General features: G+C 62.4%; 28 protein-coding genes. 17 read left to right on the top strand and 11 right to left on the bottom strand.

The annotated features are described in order from the left end of the window. Positions 1–7 precede the first annotated feature (7 nt). Positions 8–2,257 (top strand): transglycosylase domain-containing protein, encoded by a 2,250-nt coding sequence (locus tag EHO51_RS15355; RefSeq protein ID WP_124739614.1) that lies wholly within the window; start codon positions 8–10, stop codon positions 2,255–2,257. Between the two features lie 37 nt (positions 2,258–2,294). On the opposite strand, the gene EHO51_RS15350 is transcribed toward EHO51_RS15355, so the two are convergent. From EHO51_RS15350 to EHO51_RS15340, 3 genes are all read right to left on the bottom strand, one after another. Beyond that, positions 2,295–3,128 carry an FTR1 family iron permease gene (locus EHO51_RS15350; protein WP_124739613.1) on the bottom strand — a complete coding sequence of 278 codons (834 nt, stop codon included), beginning with the start codon at positions 3,126–3,128 and terminating at the stop codon, positions 2,295–2,297. A gap of 2 nt (positions 3,129–3,130) precedes the next feature. Then, positions 3,131–3,433, bottom strand: a complete 303-nt coding sequence (locus tag EHO51_RS15345; protein ID WP_245434621.1) for a cupredoxin domain-containing protein — start codon at positions 3,431–3,433, stop codon at positions 3,131–3,133. Positions 3,434–3,595: 162 nt separating this feature from the next. Beyond that, positions 3,596–3,937, bottom strand: a complete 342-nt coding sequence (locus EHO51_RS15340) for a hypothetical protein (protein ID WP_124739611.1) — start codon at positions 3,935–3,937, stop codon at positions 3,596–3,598. A gap of 163 nt (positions 3,938–4,100) precedes the next feature. Here EHO51_RS15340 and EHO51_RS15335 point away from each other — a divergent pair, with 163 nt between their 5' ends. From EHO51_RS15335 to EHO51_RS15320, 4 genes are all read left to right on the top strand, one after another. Further along, entirely contained in the window at positions 4,101–5,321 is a 1,221-nt protein-coding gene (locus EHO51_RS15335) for a DUF2235 domain-containing protein (RefSeq protein WP_124739610.1), read from the top strand. A gap of 199 nt (positions 5,322–5,520) precedes the next feature. Then, entirely contained in the window at positions 5,521–5,712 is a 192-nt protein-coding gene (secE, locus tag EHO51_RS15330) for a preprotein translocase subunit SecE (protein ID WP_018406587.1), read from the top strand. Between the two features lie 24 nt (positions 5,713–5,736). Then, positions 5,737–6,267, top strand: a complete 531-nt coding sequence (nusG, locus tag EHO51_RS15325; protein ID WP_018406586.1) for a transcription termination/antitermination protein NusG — start codon at positions 5,737–5,739, stop codon at positions 6,265–6,267. 223 nt (positions 6,268–6,490) lie between these two features. Next, positions 6,491–6,838, top strand: coding sequence for a hypothetical protein (locus EHO51_RS15320; protein ID WP_029649125.1), 348 nt, complete (start codon positions 6,491–6,493; stop codon positions 6,836–6,838). Between the two features lie 90 nt (positions 6,839–6,928). Here the strand turns inward: EHO51_RS15320 and EHO51_RS15315 are convergent, their stop codons facing one another. After that, complete coding sequence (locus EHO51_RS15315) at positions 6,929–8,065, bottom strand: SEC-C domain-containing protein (protein ID WP_124739609.1); 1,137 nt, start codon at positions 8,063–8,065, stop codon at positions 6,929–6,931. 317 nt (positions 8,066–8,382) lie between these two features. Between EHO51_RS15315 and rplK the strand changes: the two genes are divergently transcribed. Together rplK and rplA are read left to right on the top strand one after the other, a co-directional pair. Then, positions 8,383–8,829 carry a 50S ribosomal protein L11 gene (gene rplK / locus EHO51_RS15310; RefSeq protein WP_014891468.1) on the top strand — a complete coding sequence of 149 codons (447 nt, stop codon included), beginning with the start codon at positions 8,383–8,385 and terminating at the stop codon, positions 8,827–8,829. A 4-nt stretch (positions 8,830–8,833) separates the two neighbouring features. Continuing rightward, positions 8,834–9,538, top strand: coding sequence for a 50S ribosomal protein L1 (rplA, locus tag EHO51_RS15305; protein WP_018406583.1), 705 nt, complete (start codon positions 8,834–8,836; stop codon positions 9,536–9,538). Between the two features lie 47 nt (positions 9,539–9,585). Here rplA and EHO51_RS15300 read toward each other — a convergent pair whose 3' ends face one another. Then, positions 9,586–10,608 (bottom strand): hypothetical protein, encoded by a 1,023-nt coding sequence (locus tag EHO51_RS15300; RefSeq protein WP_124739608.1) that lies wholly within the window; start codon positions 10,606–10,608, stop codon positions 9,586–9,588. Positions 10,609–10,916: 308 nt separating this feature from the next. On the opposite strand from EHO51_RS15300, the gene sucD reads away from it, so the two are divergent. The 4 genes from sucD (at position 10,917) to EHO51_RS15280 (ending at position 16,562) form a co-directional block, all read left to right on the top strand. Beyond that, positions 10,917–11,801, top strand: coding sequence for a succinate--CoA ligase subunit alpha (gene sucD, locus EHO51_RS15295; protein WP_029649127.1), 885 nt, complete (start codon positions 10,917–10,919; stop codon positions 11,799–11,801). Positions 11,802–11,871: 70 nt separating this feature from the next. Beyond that, positions 11,872–14,859 carry a 2-oxoglutarate dehydrogenase E1 component gene (locus EHO51_RS15290; RefSeq protein ID WP_124739607.1) on the top strand — a complete coding sequence of 996 codons (2,988 nt, stop codon included), beginning with the start codon at positions 11,872–11,874 and terminating at the stop codon, positions 14,857–14,859. Between the two features lie 27 nt (positions 14,860–14,886). Further along, a complete protein-coding gene (odhB, locus tag EHO51_RS15285) occupies positions 14,887–16,188 on the top strand; it encodes a 2-oxoglutarate dehydrogenase complex dihydrolipoyllysine-residue succinyltransferase (protein WP_124739606.1) in 1,302 nt (433 codons plus the stop codon). Positions 16,189–16,292: 104 nt separating this feature from the next. Beyond that, the gene (locus EHO51_RS15280; protein WP_018406579.1) at positions 16,293–16,562 is read left to right on the top strand and encodes a DUF1150 family protein; all 270 of its coding nucleotides are present in this window, start codon (positions 16,293–16,295) and stop codon (positions 16,560–16,562) included. Between the two features lie 113 nt (positions 16,563–16,675). Here the strand turns inward: EHO51_RS15280 and EHO51_RS15275 are convergent, their stop codons facing one another. Then, positions 16,676–17,959 (bottom strand): hemolysin family protein, encoded by a 1,284-nt coding sequence (locus tag EHO51_RS15275; protein ID WP_124739605.1) that lies wholly within the window; start codon positions 17,957–17,959, stop codon positions 16,676–16,678. A gap of 156 nt (positions 17,960–18,115) precedes the next feature. Next, entirely contained in the window at positions 18,116–18,541 is a 426-nt protein-coding gene (locus EHO51_RS15270; protein ID WP_124739604.1) for an Hsp20 family protein, read from the bottom strand. A gap of 173 nt (positions 18,542–18,714) precedes the next feature. Between EHO51_RS15270 and EHO51_RS15265 the strand changes: the two genes are divergently transcribed. Genes EHO51_RS15265 through EHO51_RS21260 form a run of 4 tightly spaced genes read left to right on the top strand, consistent with a single transcriptional unit; the run spans position 18,715 to position 20,021 of the window. Further along, complete coding sequence (locus tag EHO51_RS15265; protein ID WP_124739603.1) at positions 18,715–19,149, top strand: hypothetical protein; 435 nt, start codon at positions 18,715–18,717, stop codon at positions 19,147–19,149. A 36-nt stretch (positions 19,150–19,185) separates the two neighbouring features. Further along, positions 19,186–19,596 (top strand): DUF6460 domain-containing protein, encoded by a 411-nt coding sequence (locus EHO51_RS15260; RefSeq protein WP_124739602.1) that lies wholly within the window; start codon positions 19,186–19,188, stop codon positions 19,594–19,596. Between the two features lie 9 nt (positions 19,597–19,605). Further along, positions 19,606–19,812, top strand: a complete 207-nt coding sequence (locus EHO51_RS15255; protein WP_018406574.1) for a type II toxin-antitoxin system HicB family antitoxin — start codon at positions 19,606–19,608, stop codon at positions 19,810–19,812. Beyond that, a complete protein-coding gene (locus EHO51_RS21260; RefSeq protein WP_083909727.1) occupies positions 19,809–20,021 on the top strand; it encodes a type II toxin-antitoxin system HicA family toxin in 213 nt (70 codons plus the stop codon). The genes EHO51_RS15255 and EHO51_RS21260 overlap by 4 nt, the downstream gene beginning before the upstream one ends. Here the strand turns inward: EHO51_RS21260 and EHO51_RS15245 are convergent. Then, positions 20,016–20,960, bottom strand: a complete 945-nt coding sequence (locus tag EHO51_RS15245) for an extensin-like domain-containing protein (protein WP_124739601.1) — start codon at positions 20,958–20,960, stop codon at positions 20,016–20,018. The two genes, EHO51_RS21260 and EHO51_RS15245, sit on opposite strands and share 6 nt — an antisense overlap. On the opposite strand from EHO51_RS15245, the gene EHO51_RS15240 reads away from it, so the two are divergent. Together EHO51_RS15240 and EHO51_RS15235 are read left to right on the top strand one after the other, a co-directional pair. Beyond that, a complete protein-coding gene (locus EHO51_RS15240; protein WP_124739600.1) occupies positions 20,959–21,348 on the top strand; it encodes a hypothetical protein in 390 nt (129 codons plus the stop codon). The genes EHO51_RS15245 and EHO51_RS15240 overlap by 2 nt on opposite strands. A 936-nt stretch (positions 21,349–22,284) precedes the next feature. Further along, the gene (locus EHO51_RS15235) at positions 22,285–22,770 is read left to right on the top strand and encodes an SH3 domain-containing protein (protein ID WP_124739599.1); all 486 of its coding nucleotides are present in this window, start codon (positions 22,285–22,287) and stop codon (positions 22,768–22,770) included. 119 nt (positions 22,771–22,889) lie between these two features. On the opposite strand, the gene EHO51_RS15230 is transcribed toward EHO51_RS15235, so the two are convergent. From EHO51_RS15230 to minD, 3 genes are all read right to left on the bottom strand, one after another. Continuing rightward, complete coding sequence (locus EHO51_RS15230; RefSeq protein ID WP_245434620.1) at positions 22,890–23,372, bottom strand: DUF2852 domain-containing protein; 483 nt, start codon at positions 23,370–23,372, stop codon at positions 22,890–22,892. A gap of 140 nt (positions 23,373–23,512) precedes the next feature. After that, positions 23,513–23,833: a cell division topological specificity factor MinE gene (gene minE / locus EHO51_RS15225; RefSeq protein WP_018406568.1), complete on the bottom strand. Its 321-nt coding sequence runs from the start codon at positions 23,831–23,833 to the stop codon at positions 23,513–23,515. Next, entirely contained in the window at positions 23,830–24,645 is an 816-nt protein-coding gene (gene minD / locus EHO51_RS15220; RefSeq protein ID WP_018406567.1) for a septum site-determining protein MinD, read from the bottom strand. The genes minE and minD overlap by 4 nt, the downstream gene beginning before the upstream one ends. Position 24,646 lies beyond the last annotated feature (1 nt).

Below are 24,646 nucleotides of genomic sequence, written 5' to 3'. Positions count from 1 at the left end.
GCATCCGATGGCGCGCAGCGATAAGCGTCGCGAACCGCGGTTCGACGACGACGATGACGGCGAATTGCGCGCCGAGCGCCGTCCGCCGCCCCGTTCGCGCGCCCGCAAAACGCCGCGCCGCTCCCGCTCGCTCTTCGGCGCGCTGATCTACTGGAGCTTCACGCTGGCGCTCTGGGGAGCCATCGCCGGGGGCGGCCTCGCCGTCTATTACGGCGCGCGACTGCCGCCGATCGATCAGCTGGCGGTGCCCAAGCGCCCGCCCAATATCGCCATCCTCGACGTGAACGGCGAACTCCTCGCCAACCGCGGCGACACCGGCGGCGCGGCGATCCGGCTCGCGGACCTCCCGCCCTATGTCCCAAAGGCCTTCATCGCCATTGAGGATCGCCGTTTCTATTCGCATTGGGGGGTCGATCCGATCGGCATCGGCCGCGCCATCGTCCGCAACGTCACGGGCCGCGGCGGCATGCAGGGCGGCTCGACCCTGACTCAGCAGCTCGCCAAAAACCTGTTTCTGACCCAGGAGCGCACCATCTCGCGCAAGATCCAGGAGGCGATCCTCGCGCTCTGGCTCGAGCACAAATACTCAAAGGACCAGATCCTCGAACTCTACCTCAACCGCGTCTATTTCGGGTCCGGCGCCTATGGCGTCGAAGCCGCGGCAGAGCGTTACTTCGGCCATGGCGCGAAAACCATCACCTTGTCTGAAGCCGCCGTCCTCGCCGGGCTGATGAAGGCGCCGAGCAAGCTTGCGCCGGATCGCAATCCGGAGGGAGCGGCCGAGCGCGCGGCGCAGGTGATCGCCGCCATGGCGCAGGAAGGCCATATCAGCGAGTCGACGGCGACGACGGCGCTGTCGCATTCCGCACGCGCGCGGAGCGACATCGGCGCAGGGTCGATCAATTACGCCGCCGACTATGTCATGGACATGCTCGACGACACGATCGGCGCGATCGACCAGGACATCGTCGTCACAACGACGATCGACGCGCGCATGGAGATGGCGGCGGAAGGCGCGCTCAAGCAGGAGCTCGACGAGAAAGGCGCGAAATTCGGCGTCGCCCAGGGCGCGATCGTCGCCCTCGATCCCACAGGCGCGATCCGGGCGCTCGTCGGCGGACGCGACTATTCGGCCAGCCAGTTCAATCGCGCGGTCTCGGCGAAACGCCAACCCGGCTCCGCCTTCAAACCCTTTGTCTATCTGACGGGGCTCGAACAGGGACTTACCCCTGAGTCCGTGCGCGAGGATGGGCCGCTCGACGTCAAAGGCTGGCGGCCCGAAAACTACAGCCGTCAATATCTCGGACCCGTCACGCTCACCAAGGCGCTGTCGCTGTCGCTCAACACCGTGGCCGTGCGCGTGGGCCTCGAAGTCGGCCCCAAGGCCGTGGCGAAGACTGCGCATCGCCTCGGCGTCCAGTCCGACCTGCAGGCGAACGCTTCGATCGCGCTCGGCACGTCGGAGGTGACGCCGCTGGAGCTCGTCGCCGCCTATACGCCTTTCGCCAATGGCGGGATCGGCGTCCAACCGCATGTCATTCTCAAGGTGAAGACCGCCGCCGGCAAGACTCTCTATCAGCGCAAGAATGCGTCGCTCGGCCGCGTCATCGCGCCGCAATATGTGGCGATGATGAACGACATGATGCGCGAGACGCTGCTCACCGGCACCGCCCGCAAGGCCGAGCTTCCGGGATGGAACGCCGCCGGCAAAACCGGCACGAGCCAGGATTTCCGCGACGCCTGGTTCGTCGGCTACACGGGCCGGCTGGTCGCGGGCGTCTGGCTCGGCAACGACGACAACTCGCCGACGAAAAAAGCTTCCGGGGGCAATCTGCCGGTCGAAATCTGGAGCCGCTTCATGAGCGTCGCCTTGAAGGGCCAACCCGTCGCCGGACTGCCCGCGGGCGCCTGGCGGTCAGAGAACATTACGCTCCCCGAGGAGATCGCCAAGCCGATGGATGACCTCATCGGCTTGTTCACCGGGGAGTCGAGGCCTGCGCCCCGGCCGCAGTCCGCGAGAACGACGCCGGCGCCGCGACCGCCCGCGCATATCCCCGCCGACTCGCCCGACCAACCGCCCGTAGCGGAGGCGTCGCCCGCGCCACGCGACGCTCCGCCCAGGTCGCCGCCGCCTCGCGCGATCGACGATCTTCTGCCGCCGGAAGACATCCCGACGGTCGGCTCGATCGAACGGCCGCGGCAGAGGCGCGGGGCGCCGGATAGAAGCATATTCGAGGATCTCTTCGGCGGCGGCTGAGGCAGCGGTCGATCGCCGCGCGCGCGACCGCCAGACGCTACTCCGCCGGAGCGCCCACCGAGGCCGAAGGCGGCCGCGCGGCAAAAAATTTGGTGGCCGCGACGATGACGACGAGCGTCGCGAGATACACTGCGACCTGCATGGCGGAAGGCTGGTCGGCATAGCCGATCAGCGTGTGCAGCACCCGGCCGACGATGCTCTTATCCGACAAAATCCACGACGAGTCCCAGGCGGTGTCGGAGAGCGCCGTCACGAAGCCCGCCTGCTGCAGAAAAGCGACGCATTGCGCCGCAAGGCCGGCGGCGAGCAGCGTGATGAGCCATGTCGTTACGGCGAATAGGCGCCGCGGGGGGATCGCGACGAGCCCATAGAATGTCGCGACGCTCGTCAACGCGCCGAGCGCCAGTCCGGCGAGTCCCCCGGCGAAGACGTCCCAGCCGGATTCGCCAGAGGCGAGAATGCCGTAAAGAAACAGCGCCACCTCGGCGCCCTCGCGCAAGACGGCCAGTCCGACGACGGCCGTCAGCGCGAAGAGCGTCTCGTCGCCGCGCGCCACCGCCCGCCCGACGTCGGAAAGGTTCTGCGCCAGCTCGCGCCCATGCTGCGCCATCCAGATGTTGTGCCAGACGAGCATGACGACGGCGATCGCGAGGATCGAGGCGTTAAAGAGCTCCTGCCCGCTGCCGGCGAAAGCTTGCGAGAGCCGGTCGGCGAAAGCGGCGACGACAATCGCGCCCAGCGCGCCAACTCCGACGCCGGCAGCGACGAAGCCGCGAGAGCCGGCGACGCCGCGCGTCACGGCCAGAACAATGCCAATGATGAGACCGGCTTCGATGGCCTCGCGGAAGACGATGATGAGCGCGCCGAGCATGGCTATTCCGCGATGACCTCGCCCTTGGCCGTATTATCGTGAAACTCGCCTTCGAATTTGTAGCGGCCGGCTTTCAGCGGCCGAAGCGTGAAGGTCGCCTCGCTATTGCCGGGGATCACCTTCTCGATCCGCAGGCTCTTGCTTTCAAATTCTTCGGGCGTGGCGTCGAGGTTCTTCACGGTCAGCGTCGCCGGCTGATTGGCTGGAACGCGAAGTTCGGCCGGTTCGAAGCGGTGATCCTTGATCGTGAGCGTAAAGGCGTTCTCAGCCGCAGCGGCGGCGGAAATGCCCATAACCGAGGCCACGAGGACCCCCACAAAATGGTCGCGCTTCAAAAACCGCATCTCCCGAGTTCGCTGAGCGCCGACGGTCCCGCCGCGTCCTCATCAAAAGTAAGAAGCCCAAAACATGAGGTCAATCAATCTAGTCTGGAGCGCTTCCAAGCTGATGTCGCAGGGGCGCGCGCCTCACCCTGGATAGCCGTGCCGCGATTTCGAGGCGCGCAGCAGCGATAGCGCGCGGCCGTCCTGACCGTTGGAGCAGGCTGACGCCGCCTCGCCGATCTCATTCGAGATCTGAGCATGGACGCTCTTATTGACGTGTCCCATCGCGAGATCATTGTCGATCACTGAGCGATAGCGGGCGACGGCGCCGGCGCAGCCCGGGGCGTCCGGCGGAGGCGCTTCGCCCATCCGCGCCGGCGGCGGGTCTGCTGGTCCCGGAGGAACGATCTGCGGTTGGCGCGCGGCGTTGCAGCCGGCGAGGCCAGCCGCGGCGCATGCGGCCAAGAAAAGCAAACCTGCGCGCATCCGTTTCTCCAATGCTTGGCTGAGGTTTGGCTTCTCATAACGGCGAGCGCCCGTCTTGGGCAAATATGTCCTCTTCGCTTGCCGGCGCCGCCAAACCGCGTCAGCATCGCAAAGCGCCCTGACGCTCTTTTGTCCGCAGTTGCTTAAGCTGTTGGAGGAAAAAATGATTCGCAACATTATCCTGCTCGACGGCACATGGAATACGCCGCGCGATTTCACCAGCATCTGCAAAAAGTCCTGGGATGAGAAAGTCGCCGAAAAGCTCATCCCGCCGAAAGGCGCGGACGGCGTCGAGCAGAACGTCCGCTACTTTTCCGGCGTCGGCGCCGAAGGATTCAAGATCGTCGGCGGCGCCGCCGGCCTCGGCCTGCGGACCATCGTGCAGGACGCCTACAATTGGGTCGTCGACAATTATCGGGACGATCAAGAGCTGTATATTTATGGATTTTCGCGCGGCGCCTATGCCGCCCGCGCCTTGGCCGGCCTGATCGGCGCCTGCGGCATCCGAAAGACAAAAGACAAAAACATCTTCGACATCGTGAAGACCAACAAGAGCGCGAAGAAGGCGGCGCGGCTCGGCGCGCCGCCGAGCGATCCCGACGTTCAGGCGAACAATCGCATCAAGCTGCTCGGCGTTTTCGACACCGTCGGCTCATATGGCGTGCCCGCCGGTTTCAGTGGGCTTGCGCCGCTCGGCCGCTACGTCACGCTGGCGGTGTTCGGCGGTTTTGAGGACACGCAGCTCGGTCCGCATGTCGACCACGCGCTGCACGCGATCGGCGTCGACGAGCGCCGCCGTCCCTTTACGCCGACTTTCTGGACGGTGAAGAAAGGGACGCCGCATCCCTCGAACATCGAGCAGAACTGGTTTCCGGGCGTTCATTGCAACGTGGGCGGCGGCTATCCGGAATCTGGCCTTTCGGACATCGCTTTGATCTGGATGATTGCGCGCACGCAGGCGCTCACTGGACTCTCCTTCGACGAAGCGGCGATCCGGCGCGCGCTGAAGCCCAATATCGACGGAAACATCCCCGATTCCGCCGAGAAATATCCGATCGACAGGAACTTTCCGCGCAGCCGCGAGATGTTTCCGGCCGGGGCGCCCGCCAACAGTTTTTTCAGCTCCGGCGGCGATCCCGCCGAGGAACAGGTCAATGAGAAGGTCCATTGGAGCGTGCTGGCCAAGCTCGGTCGCAGCTGCAACATCTATGGCGCCAATAGTCCTTACGATCCTCCAAACCTGAAAGAAGCGATGGCGCGGCTCGGCTCGAACCTCGCCGGAAGGGTGGCGTCCATCACCGAAGAGGAGGCGCGATTGCTGCCGCCCGATCTCGTCGAGCTGGCGAAGGCCAGCGCCGGCCAGCCTGCCGACGCGACGCCGTGAACGGCAGGACGACCCGGCGTCGGTGGCCCGGGGCTCCCGCGTTTTTCGCTTGGCGGCGCGGCGCTAAGGGGCTATAAGCCGCTTGAATTCGTGGCGCGCGGCCGGCAGGTCCCGCGCCGCGATCGTTTTACGGCGCGAGTCATTCGCGACGTGAGTTCAGAGGGGTGGATCGCGCGCCCCCGCACAGCCCGGTAGCCGAATGGTCAATCCGTTTCAATTCCTGCAGGAAGTCCGCGCCGAGGCGGGCAAGGTCACCTGGCCTTCGCGGCGCGAGACGCTCATCACCACCGGCCTCGTCATACTGATGGTGCTATTCGCAAGCCTTTTTTTCGTCGTCGTCGATTCGGCGCTGCGTTTCGGCGTCGGGTTGATGCTGGGCGTCGGTCGATAGACAATTGGAGCTAGTCGCGCCGCTATGAGCATGCGCTGGTACATCGTCCACGCCTATTCGAACTTCGAAAAGAAGGTCGCCGAGGCGATCCGCGAGGGCGCGGCGCAGCGCGGGCTCGCCGACCAATTCGAAGAGATTCTGGTCCCGACCGAACAGGTCATGGAAGTGCGGCGCGGACGCAAGGTCTCCGCCGAGCGCAAATTCTTCCCCGGCTATGTGCTGGTGAAATGCGAACTCACCGATCAGGTGTTCTCGCTCATCAAGAATACGCCGAAGGTCACGGGCTTTCTGGGCGCCGACAACAAGCCGATGCCGATCAGCGAAGAAGAGGCCCTGCGCATCAAGGGCCAGGTCGCCGATGGCGTCGAGCGGCCAAAGCCGACGATCATGTTCGAGGTGGGCGAGACGGTGCGCGTCGCCGACGGGCCTTTCGCCTCTTTCAACGGCCTCGTCGAAGAAATCGACGAGGCGCGTTCACGCCTCAAGGTCGCCGTGTCGATCTTCGGCCGGCCGACGCCGGTCGAGCTGGAGTTCGCCCAGGTCGAGAAGGTTTAAGCCGCCTGCTGCCGGAAGAGGCGCATCCCTCCCCTTGACGGGGAGGGTGGCTTGCGCAGCAAGCCGGGCGGGGTGCAAAGCATCCCCAACCCGATCTCCTGCGGCGATCGACCTCCCCGCACGGGGCGAGGTAGAGGCTCGGATCAACTGGGTTCGTCCCGCGCTTTTGCAAAATCATGTTATGAAAGAACGCCGCCCGTGTTCAGCGGCGATCGGAGCCGCGATGAGCGACGAGCCCGAGAATTTCACGCTGGCGCTGCTGCGCAAGATCGACGCGAAGGTGGATGGCCTTCGCGAAGAGATGGCGACGAAGAGCGACCTAGCTGACGTCCGCTCGGAGCTTAGCTCTGAGATTCATTCGCTGCGCGCCGACGTGGCCTCGGACATGATGAATCTGGAAAAGCAGATCAAGGAGCAGGAGAAGCGCCTGAGTGACCAGATTTCCGGGCTGCGCCGCTCGGTGATGGAATATCATTCCTCGCAAATCGGGCACGGAGTTCTGCTGACCGAATTCGAAGAGCGCTTACGCCGCCTCGAACAACATGTAGGACTCACGCCCGAGGGGCACTGAGGTCTATTGCGGACGGAACGAGGAGGTTTTCGCACCCGTTTTTCTGAGGCGCTACGACAATTCTCGTTCAACGGAACTTAGCCCTGGTCGCTAAAATGAGTCGGGCACTAAGTCATGCGCCTTGAGCGCGTTAAACAAATCGGCGATGTCAGGGTAGCGATCGCCAAGCAGCGTTGTCTCTGTGGCGAAACCCGGCTTGCGGAAAGCAGTAAAGGCGATCTCAAGCCCAGCGTAATAATCTTCCATCCCCATCTGGTAGCTTGGGACATTGGTGAAAACAATAAATGCCGATATGTCAGGCTTTAAATTACCCGGCTGCTTTTCTACTGCGCGGACTGAAGCGATAGCATCGCTCTGCCACCATACACCCTCATCAGTCCCCGACGGCATTGGAGGTAAATTCATATCAAGAAAGATAAGTCGCTCGCCAGAGGCTGGCTTTTCCAAGGCAACTCGGAGTAGACGAGAAACGTCGCGCTTCATTTCGTCCGGCGAGGGACTCGGGCCAGGTTTGCCCAGGATGCCGGGTCGGCCCTTTGCTTTCATTTCGACGAAATAGCTTCGGGCCGTCCTTCTGTGTATTGCTGTTGCATCGCAATGTTTCCGGTCAGAATCCGTTTCGTCAGAAAAGTCGATCTTGAAGCCCGCCCGCACAAGGGAAGCGGCGACCATTAACTCGTGGCGCGCGCCGTGGAATTGATCTGGGACTCGTAGCGACTTCAACAGCCGCTCCCTGGGTCTCGCATTGTCGGCGATGATAAAAAGATCGTGAGCGACGGTGAAGAAGTTAATTGCTGCCACTGTCGACAGAATTTTGCCGTGCGCGCCAGACTTACTGTAAGCCTCGGCATGGGCACGCATAGACTTCCACCATACGTGGAGAGGATGTGCTTCATTGCGGCGAAACCCTTCGCCCATGTCGCGAAGTAAGTCAGACTCCAAAAAGTTGAGAAAGCTGCCTCCGCCAGCCCAATGCAGAATTTGATCCCCGCGAACGATGAAGCGATCGCGGTCACTGCCCGCAACTAGAGGAGGGCGATGCAGACCAAATTGCTGATAATGCCTCACCTTTGCCATTTGGCCTTGGTTGAAGGCGTCGCGCACATATTGCGGCACAACATGCCAGTTCTCTATCGGCGCGTCGGGACGATTGATGGTGTAGGCACCATGACAGTGCTTGAAGCGTTTTCCGCTTCCACAGAAACAGGGCTTATTTCGAGACAGCATATTCTGGGCTGACCTCTCAGATCTGCTTGATTTCTCAATATTAATGAGCCTGGAACCAACGGTTCTGCCAAGTTGATGAGCTTACAATCCGGGCTTTTGCCGACCCCCAAATTAACAGATTTGTTCGATTCAGATCAGGCAGTTGATCATTTCTCGGGCATCGCTTAGAAGCTCGGGTTCCTGCGGCAACTTTGCGCTGGACATCATACGTGGCGGGTCTGCCCCGACGCCATTGGGGAGCTCAGACCGGACCACGAACTGCAACCGGCGCCGACGCGTGAAAAATCGCGGCGGGCGTCAAACGTTGGAGAAAGCAAATGGCGAAGAAAATCGCCGGCTATATCAAACTGCAAGTGCCGGCCGGCGCGGCCAATCCGTCGCCGCCGATCGGTCCCGCGCTCGGCCAGCGCGGCCTCAACATCATGGAGTTCTGCAAGGCGTTCAACGCCAAGACGGGACAGATCGAGAAGGGGACGCCCATCCCCGTCGTCATCACCGCCTATCAGGACCGCTCCTTCACCTTCGAAATGAAGCAGCCGCCGGTCAGCTTCTTCCTCAAGAAGGCGGTGGGCCTCAAGATCGGCAAGAAGCCGGCCTCCGGCTCCAAATTGCCGGGCCGCAACGTCGTCGGAAAGATCACACAGGCGCAGATCCGCGACATCGCGGAAAAGAAGATCGTCGATCTCAACTGCGCTTCGATCGAATCCGCGATGTCGATGATCGCCGGCTCCGCCCGCGCGATGGGCCTTGAGGTGGTGGAGTAAGACCATGGCGCATGTCGGAAAACGTATTGCCAAGTCCCGCGAGGGCATCGAACGCACCAAGCTCTATGCGATTGACGAGGCGGTGAAGCTCGTGCGCGAGCGCGCTAAGGCCAAATTCGACGAGTCTGTCGAAATCGCCATGAATCTCGGCGTCGACCCCAAACACGCCGACCAGATGGTGCGCGGCGTGGTCAATCTGCCGAACGGCACCGGCCGCGTTCTGCGCGTCGCGGTTTTCGCGCGCGGCGCCAAGGCTGATGAAGCCACGGCGGCGGGCGCCGACGTCGTCGGCGCCGAGGATCTCGTGACGACGGTGCAGGGCGGAACGATCGACTTCGACCGCTGCATCGCGACGCCCGACATGATGCCGCTCGTCGGCCGTCTCGGCAAGGTGCTCGGCCCGCGCGGCCTGATGCCGAACCCGAAGGTCGGCACGGTGACGATGGACGTCGCCGGCGCGGTGAAGGCCTCGAAGGGCGGCGCGGTCGAGTTTCGCGTCGAAAAGGCTGGCATCGTGCAGGGAACGATCGGCAAGGCCTCGTTCGACGACGGCAAGCTCGTCGAGAACATCAAGGCTTTCGTCGACGCCGTGGCCAAGGCGAAGCCGCAGGGCGCCAAGGGCACCTATATTCAGCGCGTCGCGCTCAGCTCCACCCAGGGGCCGGGCGTGAAGGTCGACGTGTCGAGCCTGGGCGCCGCCCCGCACTGAGCCAAGTCCTTTCGACAAAAAAGCCGGCGGGAAACCGCCGGCTCCGTTCATTTTTTGGCCAACGCAGCAAGCAGAGCGTATTGATTGTCAAGCAAAGTCCTAATTTCTCTATAGTATGCTGCCTGCTCGGAAACGATTGCCCGCTCATCTTGCATTAGCTTTATTTTAGCAGTCAATATCGCCCCTGGAATTTCGGCAATTGCCTTCGCAATACTTAAAGGTATCTCTAAGCACTCAAGTATTTCGCTTGGCTTTGTCAATTCTGCCTTTGTTAACATCCCTGACTCAAAAGTCAGGTCTGTTTGGCGCTTAATACAAGGGCCACGCTCAATCTCAAACCTGACTACGGATGAAGGGTCTGGAAGCATCACTACAAATTCGTTGTCAATATGCACTGGAATACTTTGCTCCAGGGCGCGGGTGCTTGTCACTCTTACTTTGATGGGCACCGGCACACGAAGGCAAATCGCAGCAATACAATCGTCAGCTAAAGCATCAATCTCAGCATCAGTAAGGCGTGAGATTCTGTTCCCGTTCATTTTTCTGAAAGAGACATCAAAGAACTCATTACTTGCCGAACTATTGCATTTCTTTTCGCTACAAAACGGATCTATAGTTTTCCTGATATCAAATTTCGGCGGCTGAGCTGCTAATCCGCTTGGTGCTGAAAATGGAATCAGGCCCTTCCCAGCTTCTTTTGCTATGTCCGCAATTTTCTGAATAATTTCTGGGATTTTATCTTCGTTAATTGAGGATACTGACGTAAGCAAACCCTTGCTATTAATAGCAAATGTAAATTTATCCTCTGCTGAGGATGCTTCATTCCATAAGGCCGCAAATTGCGCCCGGGAATCAGGAATAATCTCCGCAGTAGGAGCGGCAACAGTTACTGTATTACCGTCCGATTTGAATTCCAGCTTTACAATTCCTCTTGGCAAATAATACACTTTTGCAGATGGAATCTCGTCTCCTGCGCGGACGTGAACTGAATTCTGAGCCGGCCCCGACCCGCATGACGCTGTGAAGATCGATAAACTAAATATCGTTGATGTCCGGAAAATGGACTTCATTTCAATCACCTATGCAAATGCGTTGATGACTCCGTTTTACGCTCGCAACTGGTTTAGTGACTGGTTTATGACAATATAGCTCTGCGTTGTCGTCAAGCTATTGAGACAACTTTCCACAGGTTGCAGCGGCGCTCACGGCAAGTCTGGCTGCCCTTCATCGCGGCCCCCTGTCGCAGGGGCCTTCTCCGCCTTGTGCGGCTGAGCTTTTGTCAATAGGTTCCGCGCGGGCGACGACGGGCGGCGGCTCCGGTTTTTCGCTTATTCAAAGGCGCGCGCGCCGTTTTCGCTTGTTTCGGGATTTGCGCTTCATGTCCGTGCTGATCGACAAGAACACCAAAGTCATCACCCAAGGCTTCACCGGCAAGACCGCCACCTTCCACTCCGTCCAGGCGCTCGACTACGGCACCAAAATGGTCGGCGGCGTGTCGCCCGGCAAAGGCGGGTCGATCCATCTCGATCTTCCGGTCTTCGACACGGTGCTCGAGGCGCGCGAAAAGACCGGCGCCGACGCGTCCGTGGTCTATGTGCCCCCGCCGGGCGCCGCCGACGCCATCTGCGAGGCGATCGAGGCGGAGATCCCGCTCATCGTCTGCATCACCGAGGGCGTTCCGGTCCAGGACATGATCCGCGTCAAGCGCGCGCTCTGCGGCTCCAAATCCCGGCTCATCGGCCCGAACTGCCCCGGCGTCGTCACCGCCGGCGAGAGCAAGATCGGCATCATGCCCGGCAATATTTTCTCACGTGGCTCGGTCGGGGTCGTGTCGCGCTCCGGCACGCTCACCTATGAGGCGGTGTTCCAGACGACGCGCGAAGGCTTAGGTCAGACGACAGCCGTCGGCATCGGCGGCGATCCCGTCAAAGGCACGGATTTTATTGAAGTGCTGGAGTTGTTTCTCGCAGACGAGGCAACTAAGTCCATCATCATGATCGGCGAGATCGGCGGGGCGGCCGAGGAAGACGCGGCCCAATTCTTGAAAGACGAAGCTAAGCGCGGCCGCAAGAAGCCAATGGTCGGGTTCATCGCGGGCCGCACCGCGCCTCCCGGCCGCCGTATGGGCCACGCGGGCGCGATCGTCTCGGGCGGCAAAGGCGACGCCGAAAGTAAAATCGCAGCCATGGAGTCGGCGGGCATCAAAGTGTCGCCCTCGCCTGCGAGGCTGGGAAAGACCTTGGTCGAAGCGCTGAAGGGCTAGCGGCTCGCCCGCTCATCGCTTCGAAAGTCGTCGGGGGCTTTGAGCGCCGGCGCTTTTGGGAAAGATTGAGATGGCGCGTTTTGAAACCAATGGCGGCGCCGGACCCGCCGCGCCGGTGGGCGCGCGCTCGCCGCAAAATGACTTTCTTGCTTCGACATCGTTTCTGCAGGGGGCGAACGCGGGCTATCTCGAGGGCCTGCTTGCGGCCTACGAGGCCGATCCCTCTTCCGTCAGCGCCGACTGGCGCAATTTCTTCGCCGAGATGGGCGTCAGACCGCAGGAGCAGGCCGCCGCCGACGGCCCGAGCTGGGCGCGGCGCGACTGGCCGCAGCCGAACGGCGAATGGGTGAGCGCGATCGTCGGCGAGGCGCCGGCGCCTGTTAAATCGCCAGTCGCTCCCGTCGCCGCCCCGACGCCCGGCGGCGAGGACGTGCTGCGGGCGACGCGCGATTCCGTGCGCGCCCTGATGATGATCCGCGCCTATCGCATGCGCGGCCATCTACACGCCAATCTTGATCCGCTCGGACTGGAGCAGCGCTACGATCACGGCGAGCTCAATCCGCAGACCTACGGGTTCACCGACGAGGACTACGAGCGCAAAATCTTCCTCGATGGCGTGTTGGGGATGCGATACGCCACGCTCTTTGAAATGGTCACGATCCTGCGCCGCACCTATTGCGGGACGATCGGCTTCGAATTCATGCATATCTCCAATCCGGAGGAGAAGGCCTGGCTGCAGGCGCGCATCGAAGGTCCCAAGAAGGAGATCGTCTTCACGCAGGAAGGCAAACGCGCCATTCTCAACAAGCTCGTCGAGGCGGAAGGTTTCGAAAAGTTCCTCGACGTGAAATACACCGGCACGAAGCGCTTCGGGCTCGACGGCGCCGAATCCATTGTTCCGGCGCTGGAGCAGATCATCAAGCGCGGCGGCGCGCTCGGCGTCCAGGAAATCGTTCTCGGCATGGCCCACCGCGGCCGTCTCAACTTGCTTTCGCAAGTGATGGCGAAGCCGCATCGCGCGCTGTTTCACGAATTCAAGGGCGGCTCCTTCCTGCCCGATGAAGTCGAAGGCTCCGGCGACGTCAAATATCACCTCGGCGCGTCATCGGATCGCGTGTTCGACGACAACAAGGTGCATCTTTCGCTCACCGCCAATCCGTCGCATCTCGAGATCGTCGATCCGGTCGTGCTCGGCAAAGTGCGCGCCAAGCAGGATCAGCATCATTGCGCCGACGGCGACCGCCGCTCGGTGATGCCGCTCCTCATCCACGGCGACGCGGCCTTCGCCGGCCAGGGCGTCGTCGCGGAATGTTTCGGCCTTTCCGGATTGAAGGGGCATCGCACCGGCGGCTCGATACACTTCATCATCAACAATCAGATCGGCTTCACGACCTATCCGCGCTACTCGCGGTCCTCGCCCTATCCGTCCGATGTCGCGAAGATGGTCGAGGCGCCGATTCTCCACGTGAACGGCGATGACCCGGAGGCCGTCGTCTTCGCCGCCCGCGTCGCGGCCGAATTCCGTCAGCAGTTCCAAAAGCCCGTCGTCATCGACATGTGGTGCTATCGCCGCTTCGGCCATAATGAGGGCGACGAGCCGGGATTCACCCAGCCGCTGATGTATAAGAAAATCCGGGCGCACCGCACGGCGCTCGATATCTATGCGGACCGTCTGATCGCGGAAGGCGTGACGACTCGCGAAGATGTCGATCGCATGAAGGAAGACTGGCGCACGCGGCTCAACGAAGAGTTCGAAGCGGGCCAGAGCTACAAGCCCAACAAGGCGGATTGGCTCGACGGCCGTTGGGCGGGAAAGAAATCGGGCTGGCAACTCTCGGAGAACGAACGTCGCGGACAGACCGGCGTAGCGCTCGAGACCCTGCAGCACATCGGCGCCGAGATCACGTCGACGCCGCCCGATTTCCACGCCCACCGCACGATCCAGCGTTTTCTCGACAATCGGAAGGCGGCCATCGAACATGGCGGGCCGATCGACTGGGCGACGGCCGAAGCGCTGGCGATCAGTTCGCTGCTCTATGAAGGCTACAATGTGCGGCTCTCCGGGCAGGACAGCGAGCGCGGCACCTTTTCGCAACGTCACAGCGTGCTCATCGATCAGGAGAATGAAGCGCGCTATCTGCCCTTCAATCACATCGCCGAAGGCCAGGGCCGCTACGAAGTGGTCAATTCGATGCTCTCCGAAGAGGCGGTGCTCGGCTTCGAATATGGCTATTCGCTGGCCGAGCCCGACGCGCTGGTGTTGTGGGAGGCGCAGTTCGGCGATTTCGCCAATGGCGCGCAGGTCGTCTTCGACCAGTTCATTTCATCGGCCGAGCGCAAGTGGCTGCGCATGTCGGGACTCGTCTGCCTCTTGCCGCATGGCTACGAAGGCCAGGGTCCGGAACATTCCTCGGCGCGGCTCGAGCGCTATCTGCAGCTGTGCGCCGAAGACAATATGCAGGTGGCCAATTGCACGACGCCTGCGAACTACTTCCATATCCTTCGCCGGCAGCTGCACAGAAGCTTCCGCAAGCCGCTGGTGCTGATGACCCCGAAATCGCTGCTGCGCCATAAGCGCGCCGTCTCGCGGCTCGGCGAAATGGGCATGGCCTCAAGCTTCCAGCGGCTGCTCCTCGACGACGCCGAAACGTCGCCGACGGAGACGTTCGTCCTCAAAGCCGACGAAAACATTCGCCGGGTCATTTTGTGTTCGGGCAAGGTCTATTACGATCTCCTCGACGAACGCGAGAAACGCGGCGTTGACGACGTTTATCTGCTGCGGGTCGAGCAGCTCTACCCTTTTCCGCTCAAGGGCCTCGTCGCGGCGCTTGGGCGCTTCAAGGACGCGGACGTCGTGTGGTGCCAGGAAGAGCCCAAGAACATGGGCGCCTGGTCCTTCGTCGACTCCTATCTCGAATGGGTGCTGACGCAAATCGGCGGCAAGTCGAAGCGCGCCCGCTACGTTGGACGCGCCGCCTCGGCGTCGACGGCCACGGGCACCATGTCCCGGCACCTCGCACAGCTGAAATTGTTCCTGGAGGAAGCGTTCGCGCCTTGAGACGCGACGCGAGCGAAGAGAGAGCCGATGGCTGAAATACGCGTGCCGACCTTGGGCGAATCGGTGACTGAAGCGACGATCGGCCGCTGGTTCAAGAAGGCGGGCGACGCGGTGCGCGCCGACGAGGCGCTCGCCGAGCTCGAGACCGACAAAGTCACGCTCGAAGTCAACGCCCCCGCAGCCGGCGTGCTCGCCGAGATCGTCGCCAAGGAGGGCGAAACTGTCGGTCCTGGCGCGCTGCTCGGACAGATCGCCGAGGGCGCCGCGGCGCCGGCGAAGGCAGGCGAGACCGCCGGCAAAAGCCCCGCGCCTAAACCGGCGCCAGCCCCCGCAGCGCCTGCGCCCAAATCCGCTCCGGCTCCGGCGCCGGCAGCGCCCGCGCCCGCCGCGACCCAGATGCCGCCCGCGCCGTCAGCCGCCAAGATCGCCGTCGAGCAAGGGATCGACGTTGCTCAGGTTCCCGGCAGCGGCAAGCGCGGCCAGGCGCTGAAATCGGACGTCGTTCAATTCGCCGCGCGTCAGGCGGCTGCGCCGCAGCCCGCGCAAGAAGGCCGCGTCCAGGAGCTTCCCGCCCAGGAAGCGCGAGTCGAGGCGCCGCCGCCCCGCGTCCCAGTTCCGCAGGAAGACGCACGCCACGAAGAGCGGGTTAAAATGACGCGCTTGCGTCAGACGATCGCGCGCCGGCTGAAAGAAGCGCAAAACACCGCCGCCATTCTGACGACGTTCAACGAAGTCGACATGTCGGCGCTCATCGAATTGCGCAAACGCTACAAGGAGGCGTTCGAGAAGCGGCACGGCGTGAAGCTGGGCTTCATGGGCTTCTTCGTGAAGGCCTGTTGCCAGGCGCTGGAAGAGATCCCCGCCGTCAATGCGGAGATCGACGGGACGGATATCATCTACAAGCGCTTCTGCCATATCGGAGTCGCCGTCGGCACGGAGAAGGGACTCGTCGTGCCGGTGGTGCGCGACACCGACCGTCTATCGCTCGCCGATATCGAAAAAACCATCGCCGAACTTGGCCGCAAAGCGCGCGAGGGCTCGCTCGACATCTCCGATCTGCAGGGTGGCACGTTCACGATTTCCAACGGCGGCGTCTATGGTTCGCTGATGTCCACGCCGATCCTGAATGCGCCGCAATCGGGCATTCTCGGCATGCACAAGATTCAGGAACGCCCTGTGGTCGTTGACGGCAAGATCGAAGCGCGGCCGATGATGTATCTGGCGCTTTCCTACGATCACCGTGTCGTCGATGGGAAAGAAGCCGTGACTTTCCTGGTGCGCGTCAAAGAGTTGCTCGAAGATCCTGCACGGCTGGCGCTCGGCCTGTAGCCGCGACCCCTTCAAAATCTCCAAAGGCTACACATCTTAAATCAGACGGCGCGCCCGCTAATGGGGCCGTCGGCGGGGACGAAAGGACCGCCTTGGAGGTAGAAATGGAAATGAAAACCGCCACCGAAACCAGAGAGTCTCCGCTGACGCCCGAGCAGTTCGCGCAACTTGGCGATGGCCTCATCGCTTACGTGCGATCGATGAGTTCGGAAGACGTCAACCGGCTTTACCCGCAGGCGCCGCAGATTGCGCCAGGGCTGACGATCTTTGCGCTTTTCGGTGCGGATGGCGCGCCGATCGTGCTTGCGGATTCAGAAGAAGGCTGCATCGGCAACGCCCGTGAAAATCATCTGCAGATGGTGAGCCTGCACTAACCGTCCCACTCAGAGGCGCGCCGCCGGCGCGCCTGCCGCCCGGGCAAACCTCACACGCTCGGCCGACGACCCCTCCCGCAACTCAGCCGTTAGCTTCTCTCGAGCGGGCGCCGTTAATCGGGGGGGAGCTTGGACGCGAGCACCTTGTCGAGACGGCGTCCGTCGAGGTCGATGACTTCGAAGCGCCATCCGAGCTTCTCCACCGTTTCGCCGAGGGTCGGGAAGCGGATCAGCCCATCGAGGACAAGGCCGGCCACCGTTTCAAAGCTCCTGTTCTCGGGCAGGGCAACGTGCAAAAGCTCGGCCATTTCGTCGACCGGCATCCAGCCGGCCAGCAGCCAGCTGCCGTCTTCGCGCTGAAGCGCCTCTGGCTCCTCATGCCCCTCGTCGGATCTGAACGCCCCGGCGATGGCGTCGAGAATATCGGCCGGCGTCACCACGCCTTCGAAATGGCCATATTCGTCGTGCACGAGCGCCATCGGCGTCTCGGCTTCGCGCAGAACATTCAGCGCGTCGAGCGCGTCGATCGAATCGGGCACGACCGGCGCCGACCTCACATGGGATTCGAGGTCGAGCGGCTCGCCGCGCAGCGCGGGTCCAAGCAGGTCTCGGATCAGCAGGACGCCGATCATGTCGTCCATGTCGCCCCGACTGACGGGCAGGCGCGCATGGGACGTCTCGATGAGCTTCTCCCGCAGAAGGTTCTCCGGCTCGCTGAGATTGAGCCAGTCCACCTCCGTGCGCGGGGTCATCAGCGCACGCGCGGCGCGATCGCCAAGGCGCAGCACGCCCGCGATCATCTGCTGTTCGTCGGCCTCGATCGCCCCCGCCGAATGCGCCTCGGCGACGAAGGTCTTGATTTCCTCATCGGTGACCCAGGACTGAAGCTCGTTGGCCTGGCCGACGAATAGCAAGATGAGCTTCGTCGACTCATCGAGCAGCCAGACCACCGGCGTGACCAGAGTGGAAAGCAACGCCATCGGCGCCGCCATGCGGCAGGCGATGGCTTCCGCATGGCGCAGCGCGATGTTCTTGGGCAGCAATTCGCCAATCACGACGGAAAGGTAGGTGATGACGCCGATGACGCCGCCATAGCCGATCCAATCCGCCGCACTGTCCGACAGACCAAGCGCGCGCAGCTCTTGCGAAAGCCGCTGACCCAGCGCGGCGCCTGAAAAGGCGCCTGCGAGGACTCCGACGAGCGTGATCCCGATCTGAACGGTGGAGAGGAAGCGTCCCGGATTTTCCGCCAGCGCCAGGGCGGCGGCGGCGCCGCGGCGACCTTCGGCGGCCAAAGTCTTCAGCCGCACTTTGCGCGACGAAACGATGGCGAGTTCTGACAACGAGAAAATCCCGTTGATGACTATCAACACAAGCGCGACGGCGAGCTCGAACATGACACCTGATAGGGCTTTCTGCGCAGGCTCTCAAGCAAATGGCGCCGGCAAGCGTTGAGGGCGACGACATTTGTCGCCTGGGCGTCGATCCTGCCGAGGCGGGCAATCGACCGGTCCGAAAAGGACATCACAGGGTTCCCTGTGATCCGGAAGCGCTCAGTCGCGAGCCGCGATTTCGATCTTTTTGATGACCCGCTCCGGCTCGGGCCGCGCCAGATCGATGGAGAGCAGCCCGTTGACGAGATCGGCCCCCAGCACCTGCATTCCTTCGGCCAGGAGAAAGGCGCGCTGAAACTGCCGCGCGGCGATGCCGCGATGCAGGAAATGCCGCTCTCGATCCTCGGTTTGGCGCCCGCGGATGACGAGCTGATTTTCTTCGAGCGAGACGTCGAGCTGGTCGCGGGTGAAGCCGGCGACGGCGAGCGTGATCCGAAGCCGCTCCGGCGCGCTTTCGACGCGCGGAATGCGCTCAATATTATAGGGAGGGTAGCCGTCGGAGGCGGTGCGGGCGACGCGGTCGAGCGCCCGTTCGATCTCATCGAAGCCGAGCAGGAACGGCGAATTGAGCGGCGGACGCGACATGTCGTTGAAGCCCTGTTGGCGCCTCTTCGGCCAGAGCCCGTGAAGCGCTCCGGCTCCAGCTATATGGCCGAGCCGGCCGAGCCATTCAAGCGCGGCCGATGCGCGCGCCCGCCATTGACGCGCGAACGACAAACGCCCATGTGCCAGCAAGCTTCCCCTTAAGAGCGGCGACCATGGGCAAAGCACAGCATTTCTTCCTCGCGATCGTCCTTGTCGCGCTTTTCGGGGCGCCGGCGGCCGCCGAAACGCCGCCCCCGATCATCGCGCCGGAAGGCGAACGCTTCACGCTCACCCCCGCCGAGGGCGGCTATGTCCGGCTGAACAAAGAGACCGGCGCCCTGTCCTATTGCTCGGTGAAGGACGGCGTCACGGCGTGTCGGCTTGGCGCCGAGGAGCGCGCCGCTTTTGAGGCGGAGATCGACCGTCTGCGCAAGGAGAACGCCGCGCTCAAAGCGCGCGCCGAGGCTGCGCCCGTCCCGCCCACGGCAAGGCCGAACATCGCGCCGAGCGAAGAGGAATTCGAACGCGCGCTCTCCTTTACCGAGCGCTTTCTGCGCCGCATAATGCGCCTCTTCCGCGAAGAGACATCGCCTGGAGGCGCGCTGTGAGAACCAAAGCGACGACGTGTCCGCGGGAGCGCCCCGGTGGCTGATCAGGGACCCTTCGCCAATTGGCCGCATCTCGACAAGCCGCCCCGGCCTGAGCGGCCAGAGGCCGCGCATGACGTGCTGCTTCTGCCGAATTCGGATAAAATTTCACAGGAAACCAGAGAGATGGCGTCGAACAACACGCTTGAAAATTTCCTCGGCGGCTCGCCGCTCAACATTCTCGCGCGGTTGCTCGTCATTTCGCTCGTCGTCGGCGCCCTGCTGATGTGGCTGGAACTGCGGCCGATCGACATTTTTCGCGGGGTGCAGGCCTTCTTCGACCGCATCTATCAGCTGGGCTTCGGCGCGGTGCGGGAGCTTGTGAGCTATGTGCTCGCCGGCGCCATTTTCGTCGTCCCGGCTTGGCTCGTTCTGCGGCTCGTCAATGTGGGCGCGAGCAAGCGCTGAGGAAGGGCGATGAAACTGACTGTTGAGACCGAGCAGGAGGTGGACGGCCGCTGGATCGCCGAAATTCTGGAAATTCCCGGCGCGTTGAAATACGCGACGACCCGCGAGGCGGCCATCGCTCAGGTGGAGGCGCTGGCCCTACGCGTCATCGCAGACCGCATCGAACATGGCGAACGCCCGACTGAGCCGATTCATATTACTTTCGCGGCTGCATGACGCCATGGCCGAGCGTAAAGGCGAAGCGTCTTCGTGCGGCGCTGGAAAGAAAAGGTTGGACGGAAAAGCGATCCGCCGGCTCTCACCGGACGTATGCCAAAAGTGGGTTTCCTGATTTCATATTTGCGTTTCACGATGGCGAGGAGATCGGGCCACGAATGTTGGCGAGGATAGCCAAACGAACAGGACTGACGCGGGAAGATTTATAGTCTTCGGCGCCGGTCGATGCTCGACGTCTGATCCGGATCTTCGATGAGCTGGCCGATGCCGTCCCGGCGCGGCGGAAGCGGCGGCGGCGCATAGGCCTCAGGTCCGGCGACGGGGCCGAACCCGTCCCGCGCGCCGACTCCCGGTCCTTCGAACGCGGCGAGCGGCGGCTTGCCCGTCGTGTCATTGTCGGTCTCGTCATCCGGCGCAGGCGGCGCGCGTCCCTGCGCGATCAGCGGCGATGGGTCGGGCGGCGGCAGCGTCTCTTGCGGCGCGGGCTTGCAGATGCTGCGCCCCGAGCGGCCGTGCAGGGCGAGATCGACGTGAATATGATTGTAGTGAAAGGCGTTGGAGCCTGGCGACAGCACCGTCGAGAAATGCCCGCATGAGCCGCGATGCACGTCCATCAGAAAGGCGCGTGTCTGCGCGTCGCCGCGCCCCCAGTCGCGGACAAGCGTGATCTCGCGGCCGTCGGCGAGCACAAAGCCGCCGATGTCCAGCGCATTGCCGAAGGAATGTTCAGAAAGCTGCGCGCCGCGCTGATTGTTCATGCCGCGGCAGGCATAAGAGCCCATTGAATTGATCTGAATCACCTGCTGTCCGAAGCGCGCCTGCGCGGCGGGCTGGACAGTGTCGGCGAGCCAGGCGTCGAGTTCGGCCACCATCGAGCAGTCGAGCGTGGCGGTCGCGTTGAACGAAACGGCCCCGCCCTGCAGCGCCGTCACTTTGAACGGCCTCGTCAGGCCGCAAATGCCCGGACCGTCGACTTCGGGCGCGAGCGCGATGTAGTCGGAAGGGTTGACGCGCTTTTCGGCGAGACAGGCGTTTTCAGCCTGCGTGCGCCAGGCCGGGCGCTGCGGCTTCTGCCCGATCGAGCAAGCGGAAAGCGTCGACGCGACGAGCGCCGGCACGAGCAACGAGTGATGGGCGCGGCGGACCATGGCCGCGACAATGGGCGCCGGGCCGTTAATTCAGGGTCGAGAATTGTGGTTAATGCTCAGATATTTGAGGACTGTGGCGGGCGATCCACACGCCCGCGCAAGCTGCACGGGATGTGCTGCTCACGAGCGCGATAACGGGCGACGTGATCAGCGCGCAAATTTGCTCAAGCGCCGCTTCCATGTTTCGCCGGCCTTGAGTTCGGTCTTCAACACCCATTTCCTGCGAATCGTCCTGATCGCCCGCGACGATGTCTCGAGAATGACTTCCGGTTCCGGTTCTTTCGCGCGCGGCGCCGTGAAAATCGGGGTCACTACTGCCTGCGGCGCGGTCTGCGGCTTCGCCTTTTTTGGTTTCGCAGGAACAGCCTCTGCAACTTTGGCCGGCTGACGCACACGACGCGTCCGAGTTGATGCGCCTCGCGCCGGAGGATCGCTTATGACGTCGTCCTGCAAGAGGTTCGGGAGCACACGTCCCGGCAGGCCTGTCGATGGCGAGAGAATCTGGGGACGTTCAGCCATTTTGGCGCCGAAAACCGCGTCCGCCGCGTTTAGAGCCGCCAAATATGAGGCGTCGCGTTCGACCTCTGGTGCCGCCGAAGCGCTGGAGCCATTAAGCGATGGACTCCCACTCGCATTTTCAGGCTCGTCGATCTTCCATGGATTTGAAGTGCGAGATTTGGGAGACCGACCTTTATAGGCCGTTATGAACGGACGAGTGGGCTGGCGCATTGAAGCTGAAGATCTTTCTGTTGACGTATATGGCAAGGAAGGTCGCTCGAAAGACCCGCCTCGGCACAAGCGTAATTGAGTATTGATAAAACGCCCGGGCATGACGCTCAGTCCAAGCGTCTGAGACGAAGGACATTTGCTACCTATAACAGAAAAGCCGCAAGAAGTCATCGTAATGGCCCACTGATGGCGCAAAGGGGACATTGCCGATTTGCGCCTCGCGAGTCCGCTGTCGCCGCCGTTCCGAAGGAAAAACGGCTTCCGTTGAATGAAATGCGCGTTCCCTCTGCTGGCGCCAACTCTGAATTCGTAAGGGTCGGAGGCGTCTCTTGCAGACGCACGCTGCGGCGATGGGCTGCGCGCTCCGATCTCAGAATGTTGTGCAACCCCTCTAGAAAAGCTTGAGGTCTATCCCAACTGAGAAACGATCAAGCGCTGCGATTTGTGTTCTTCTTGTCTCTCCAACAACGAACGACTCGGAGCGTTGCTGAAAGGCACTCTAACGGATCAGCAAAACCCTCCATTCGCTCGCCTGATATGTCGGCGCAACGCGAGAAAACAGAAGTCCATTGACGTTCACCTGGGAGATTTAATCATGCGAAACATTCTCGCTGCAGCGACGGTCGGCCTCGTCGTTTTTCTTGTCCACGACATCGCCCAGGCCGCCACCGCTCAAAGTCCGGCGACGCTACGCTCTGGACCGGGAACCTCGTGGCGTAGAATTGGCCAGATCCCGGCCGGATCGGATGTGCAGGTGTTGAGCTGCAACCCGGGCTGGCGTCACAGCTGGTGCCAGATCCGCTATGGTTCGAAGACGGGATGGGTGAACGCGCCTGCGCTCGGGACCTCCGGATCGCAGGTCATCGTTGCGCCAGTCGTGACGACTGACGCAGCCAGCCTAAAACGGCGCGCCAGCATGTTTTCCTCCGTTATCACGGTGATTCCCGGCGGCAAAAAGGTCGACGTCCTTCGCTGCAGAAGTGGTCTCGGCAGGGGCTGGTGCCGCGTCTCCTATCAGGGCAAGACCGGATTCGTCAGAGGGGGTCTTTTGACGCGCCAAAGGTCCGTCATTCCCCGTTAAGAACGCGGGCGAGGCGAGAAAATTCGGCCCCAAAGGCGCAAAAAATAAAGGCGCAAATCGGACATCGCCGATTTGCGCCTCTTCTGTTCAGGTAAGCGCTTGAGCAGCCTTAACCGGCGTTATGCGCCTTTATCCTCGCCTTTGCGGCCACGCATAAAGGATTCGAACTCCTCGCGGTCGCGGGCGCGGCGCAGTTGGTCGATATGTTCGGCGAAGTCGCGCTCCGCTTCGGCGACCTTGCGACGCTCTTCCTCGAGACGCGCGAGTTCGCCTTCGCGCCACTCATCAAAGGCGACATTGCCGGTCGAGCGCATGAAGGAGGGACCGCCCCAGGCGGCCGAACCCTCTCGAGCGACGCCGCTCACGGCCTCCTTCACCCGCGCGCCCTGCTCCTGGGCGAAGGCGAAGAAGTCGCCTTCAAAGCCCTGGCTGCGCTGCCAAAGCTTCCAGACCAATATGCCGAGGCCGAGCGGCCAGAAGATCAAAAAGCCAAGGATCACCGCCGCGATCTCGTAGGGCCTCCAGGACATTCGTCCGTGATGCCCCCAGGGCGTGCCGCCCTCTGCGGATGACGACATGCGAGAATAACGATGGCAGCTCATGATGGGCTCCAGTTTGTCAACGGCCGCCCGCCGCAAAGCGGGGCCGACACCAATGTAATATGCATTAACATTGGCGCAAGGGAAAGCGCCGCGCCAAGAAAATTGGCGCGGCGCCCCGTCAACCGCTTCGCGTCGAGAAATCAAGCCGCCTTGCCGCTCAGATCCTCTTCAAGCACGGCGTCATCCGCGAAGGCCGCGGCGCTCTCGAGCGTCGCCGCCGGCTCGATTTCAATGTCGATTTCGAGCAGCGACATGTCTTCCTTGCGATGCATCTTCACCATGACCTTTTCAGGGTCGACGTTGATGTGCTTGGAGATCGCGATGAGGACTTCCTTGTGCAGCACGGCGATCAGATCCGAATCGCGCGCCGACTTGCGTTCATGCGCGAGAAGGATCTGCAGGCGCTCGCGCGCAACCGGCGCGGTGGCGCCGCGGCGCCCGAACAATCCAAAAATATTCATGCCGCCCTCCGACCAAAGAGCCGAACGAAGAGTCCCCTCTTGTCCGCGGGAATGTTCACCGGCAGTTTTTCGCCGCACAGCCTCTTAGCCGCTTCCGAATAGGCGCGCGCCGCGGGGCTCATGGCGTTGTGAAGAATGATGGGCGCGCCGACGTTCGACGCGCGCAGGACGTCTTCGCTCTCCGGCACGATCCCAAGCAGCGGTATCGAGAGAATTTCGAGCACGTCGTCGACGCTGAGCATCTCGCCGCGGCCGGCGCGCTGCGCGTCATAGCGCGTCAGCAGCAGATGCTTCTCGACGCGTTCGCCCTTTTCGGCGCGTTCGGTCTTGGCGTCGAGCAATCCGATGATGCGATCGGAATCGCGCACCGAGGAGACTTCCGGATTGGCGACGACCACCGCGACGTCGGCGAAGCGCATCGCGAGCGTCGCGCCGCGTTCGATGCCGGCGGGACTGTCGCAGACGATCCAGTCGAATTTCTCGCGCAATTCATTGATGACGCGCTGCACGCCCTCTTCGGTCAAAGCGTCTTTGTCGCGCGTCTGCGATGCGGGCAGCAGATAGAGATTGTTTAAGCGCTTGTCGCGGATGAGCGCCTGATGCAGCTTCGCGTCGCCCTGCGCGACGTTGATGAGATCGAAGACCACGCGCCGCTCGGCGCCCATGACGAGATCGAGGTTGCGCAGGCCGACGTCGAAGTCGACGACCGCGACCTTGTGACCCTGTTGGGCCAGCGCGGCCCCGAGAGCCGCGGTCGACGTTGTCTTTCCGACGCCTCCTTTGCCGGAGGTCACCACCAAAGTCTTGGCCATT

Origin of the sequence: Methylocystis rosea (assembly GCF_003855495.1) — a bacterium.
In the GTDB taxonomy this organism is placed as follows: domain Bacteria; phylum Pseudomonadota; class Alphaproteobacteria; order Rhizobiales; family Beijerinckiaceae; genus Methylocystis; species Methylocystis rosea_A.
The sequence above is the reverse complement of the archived record's forward strand: the minus strand, read 5'-3'. Positions and strand labels throughout refer to the sequence as shown.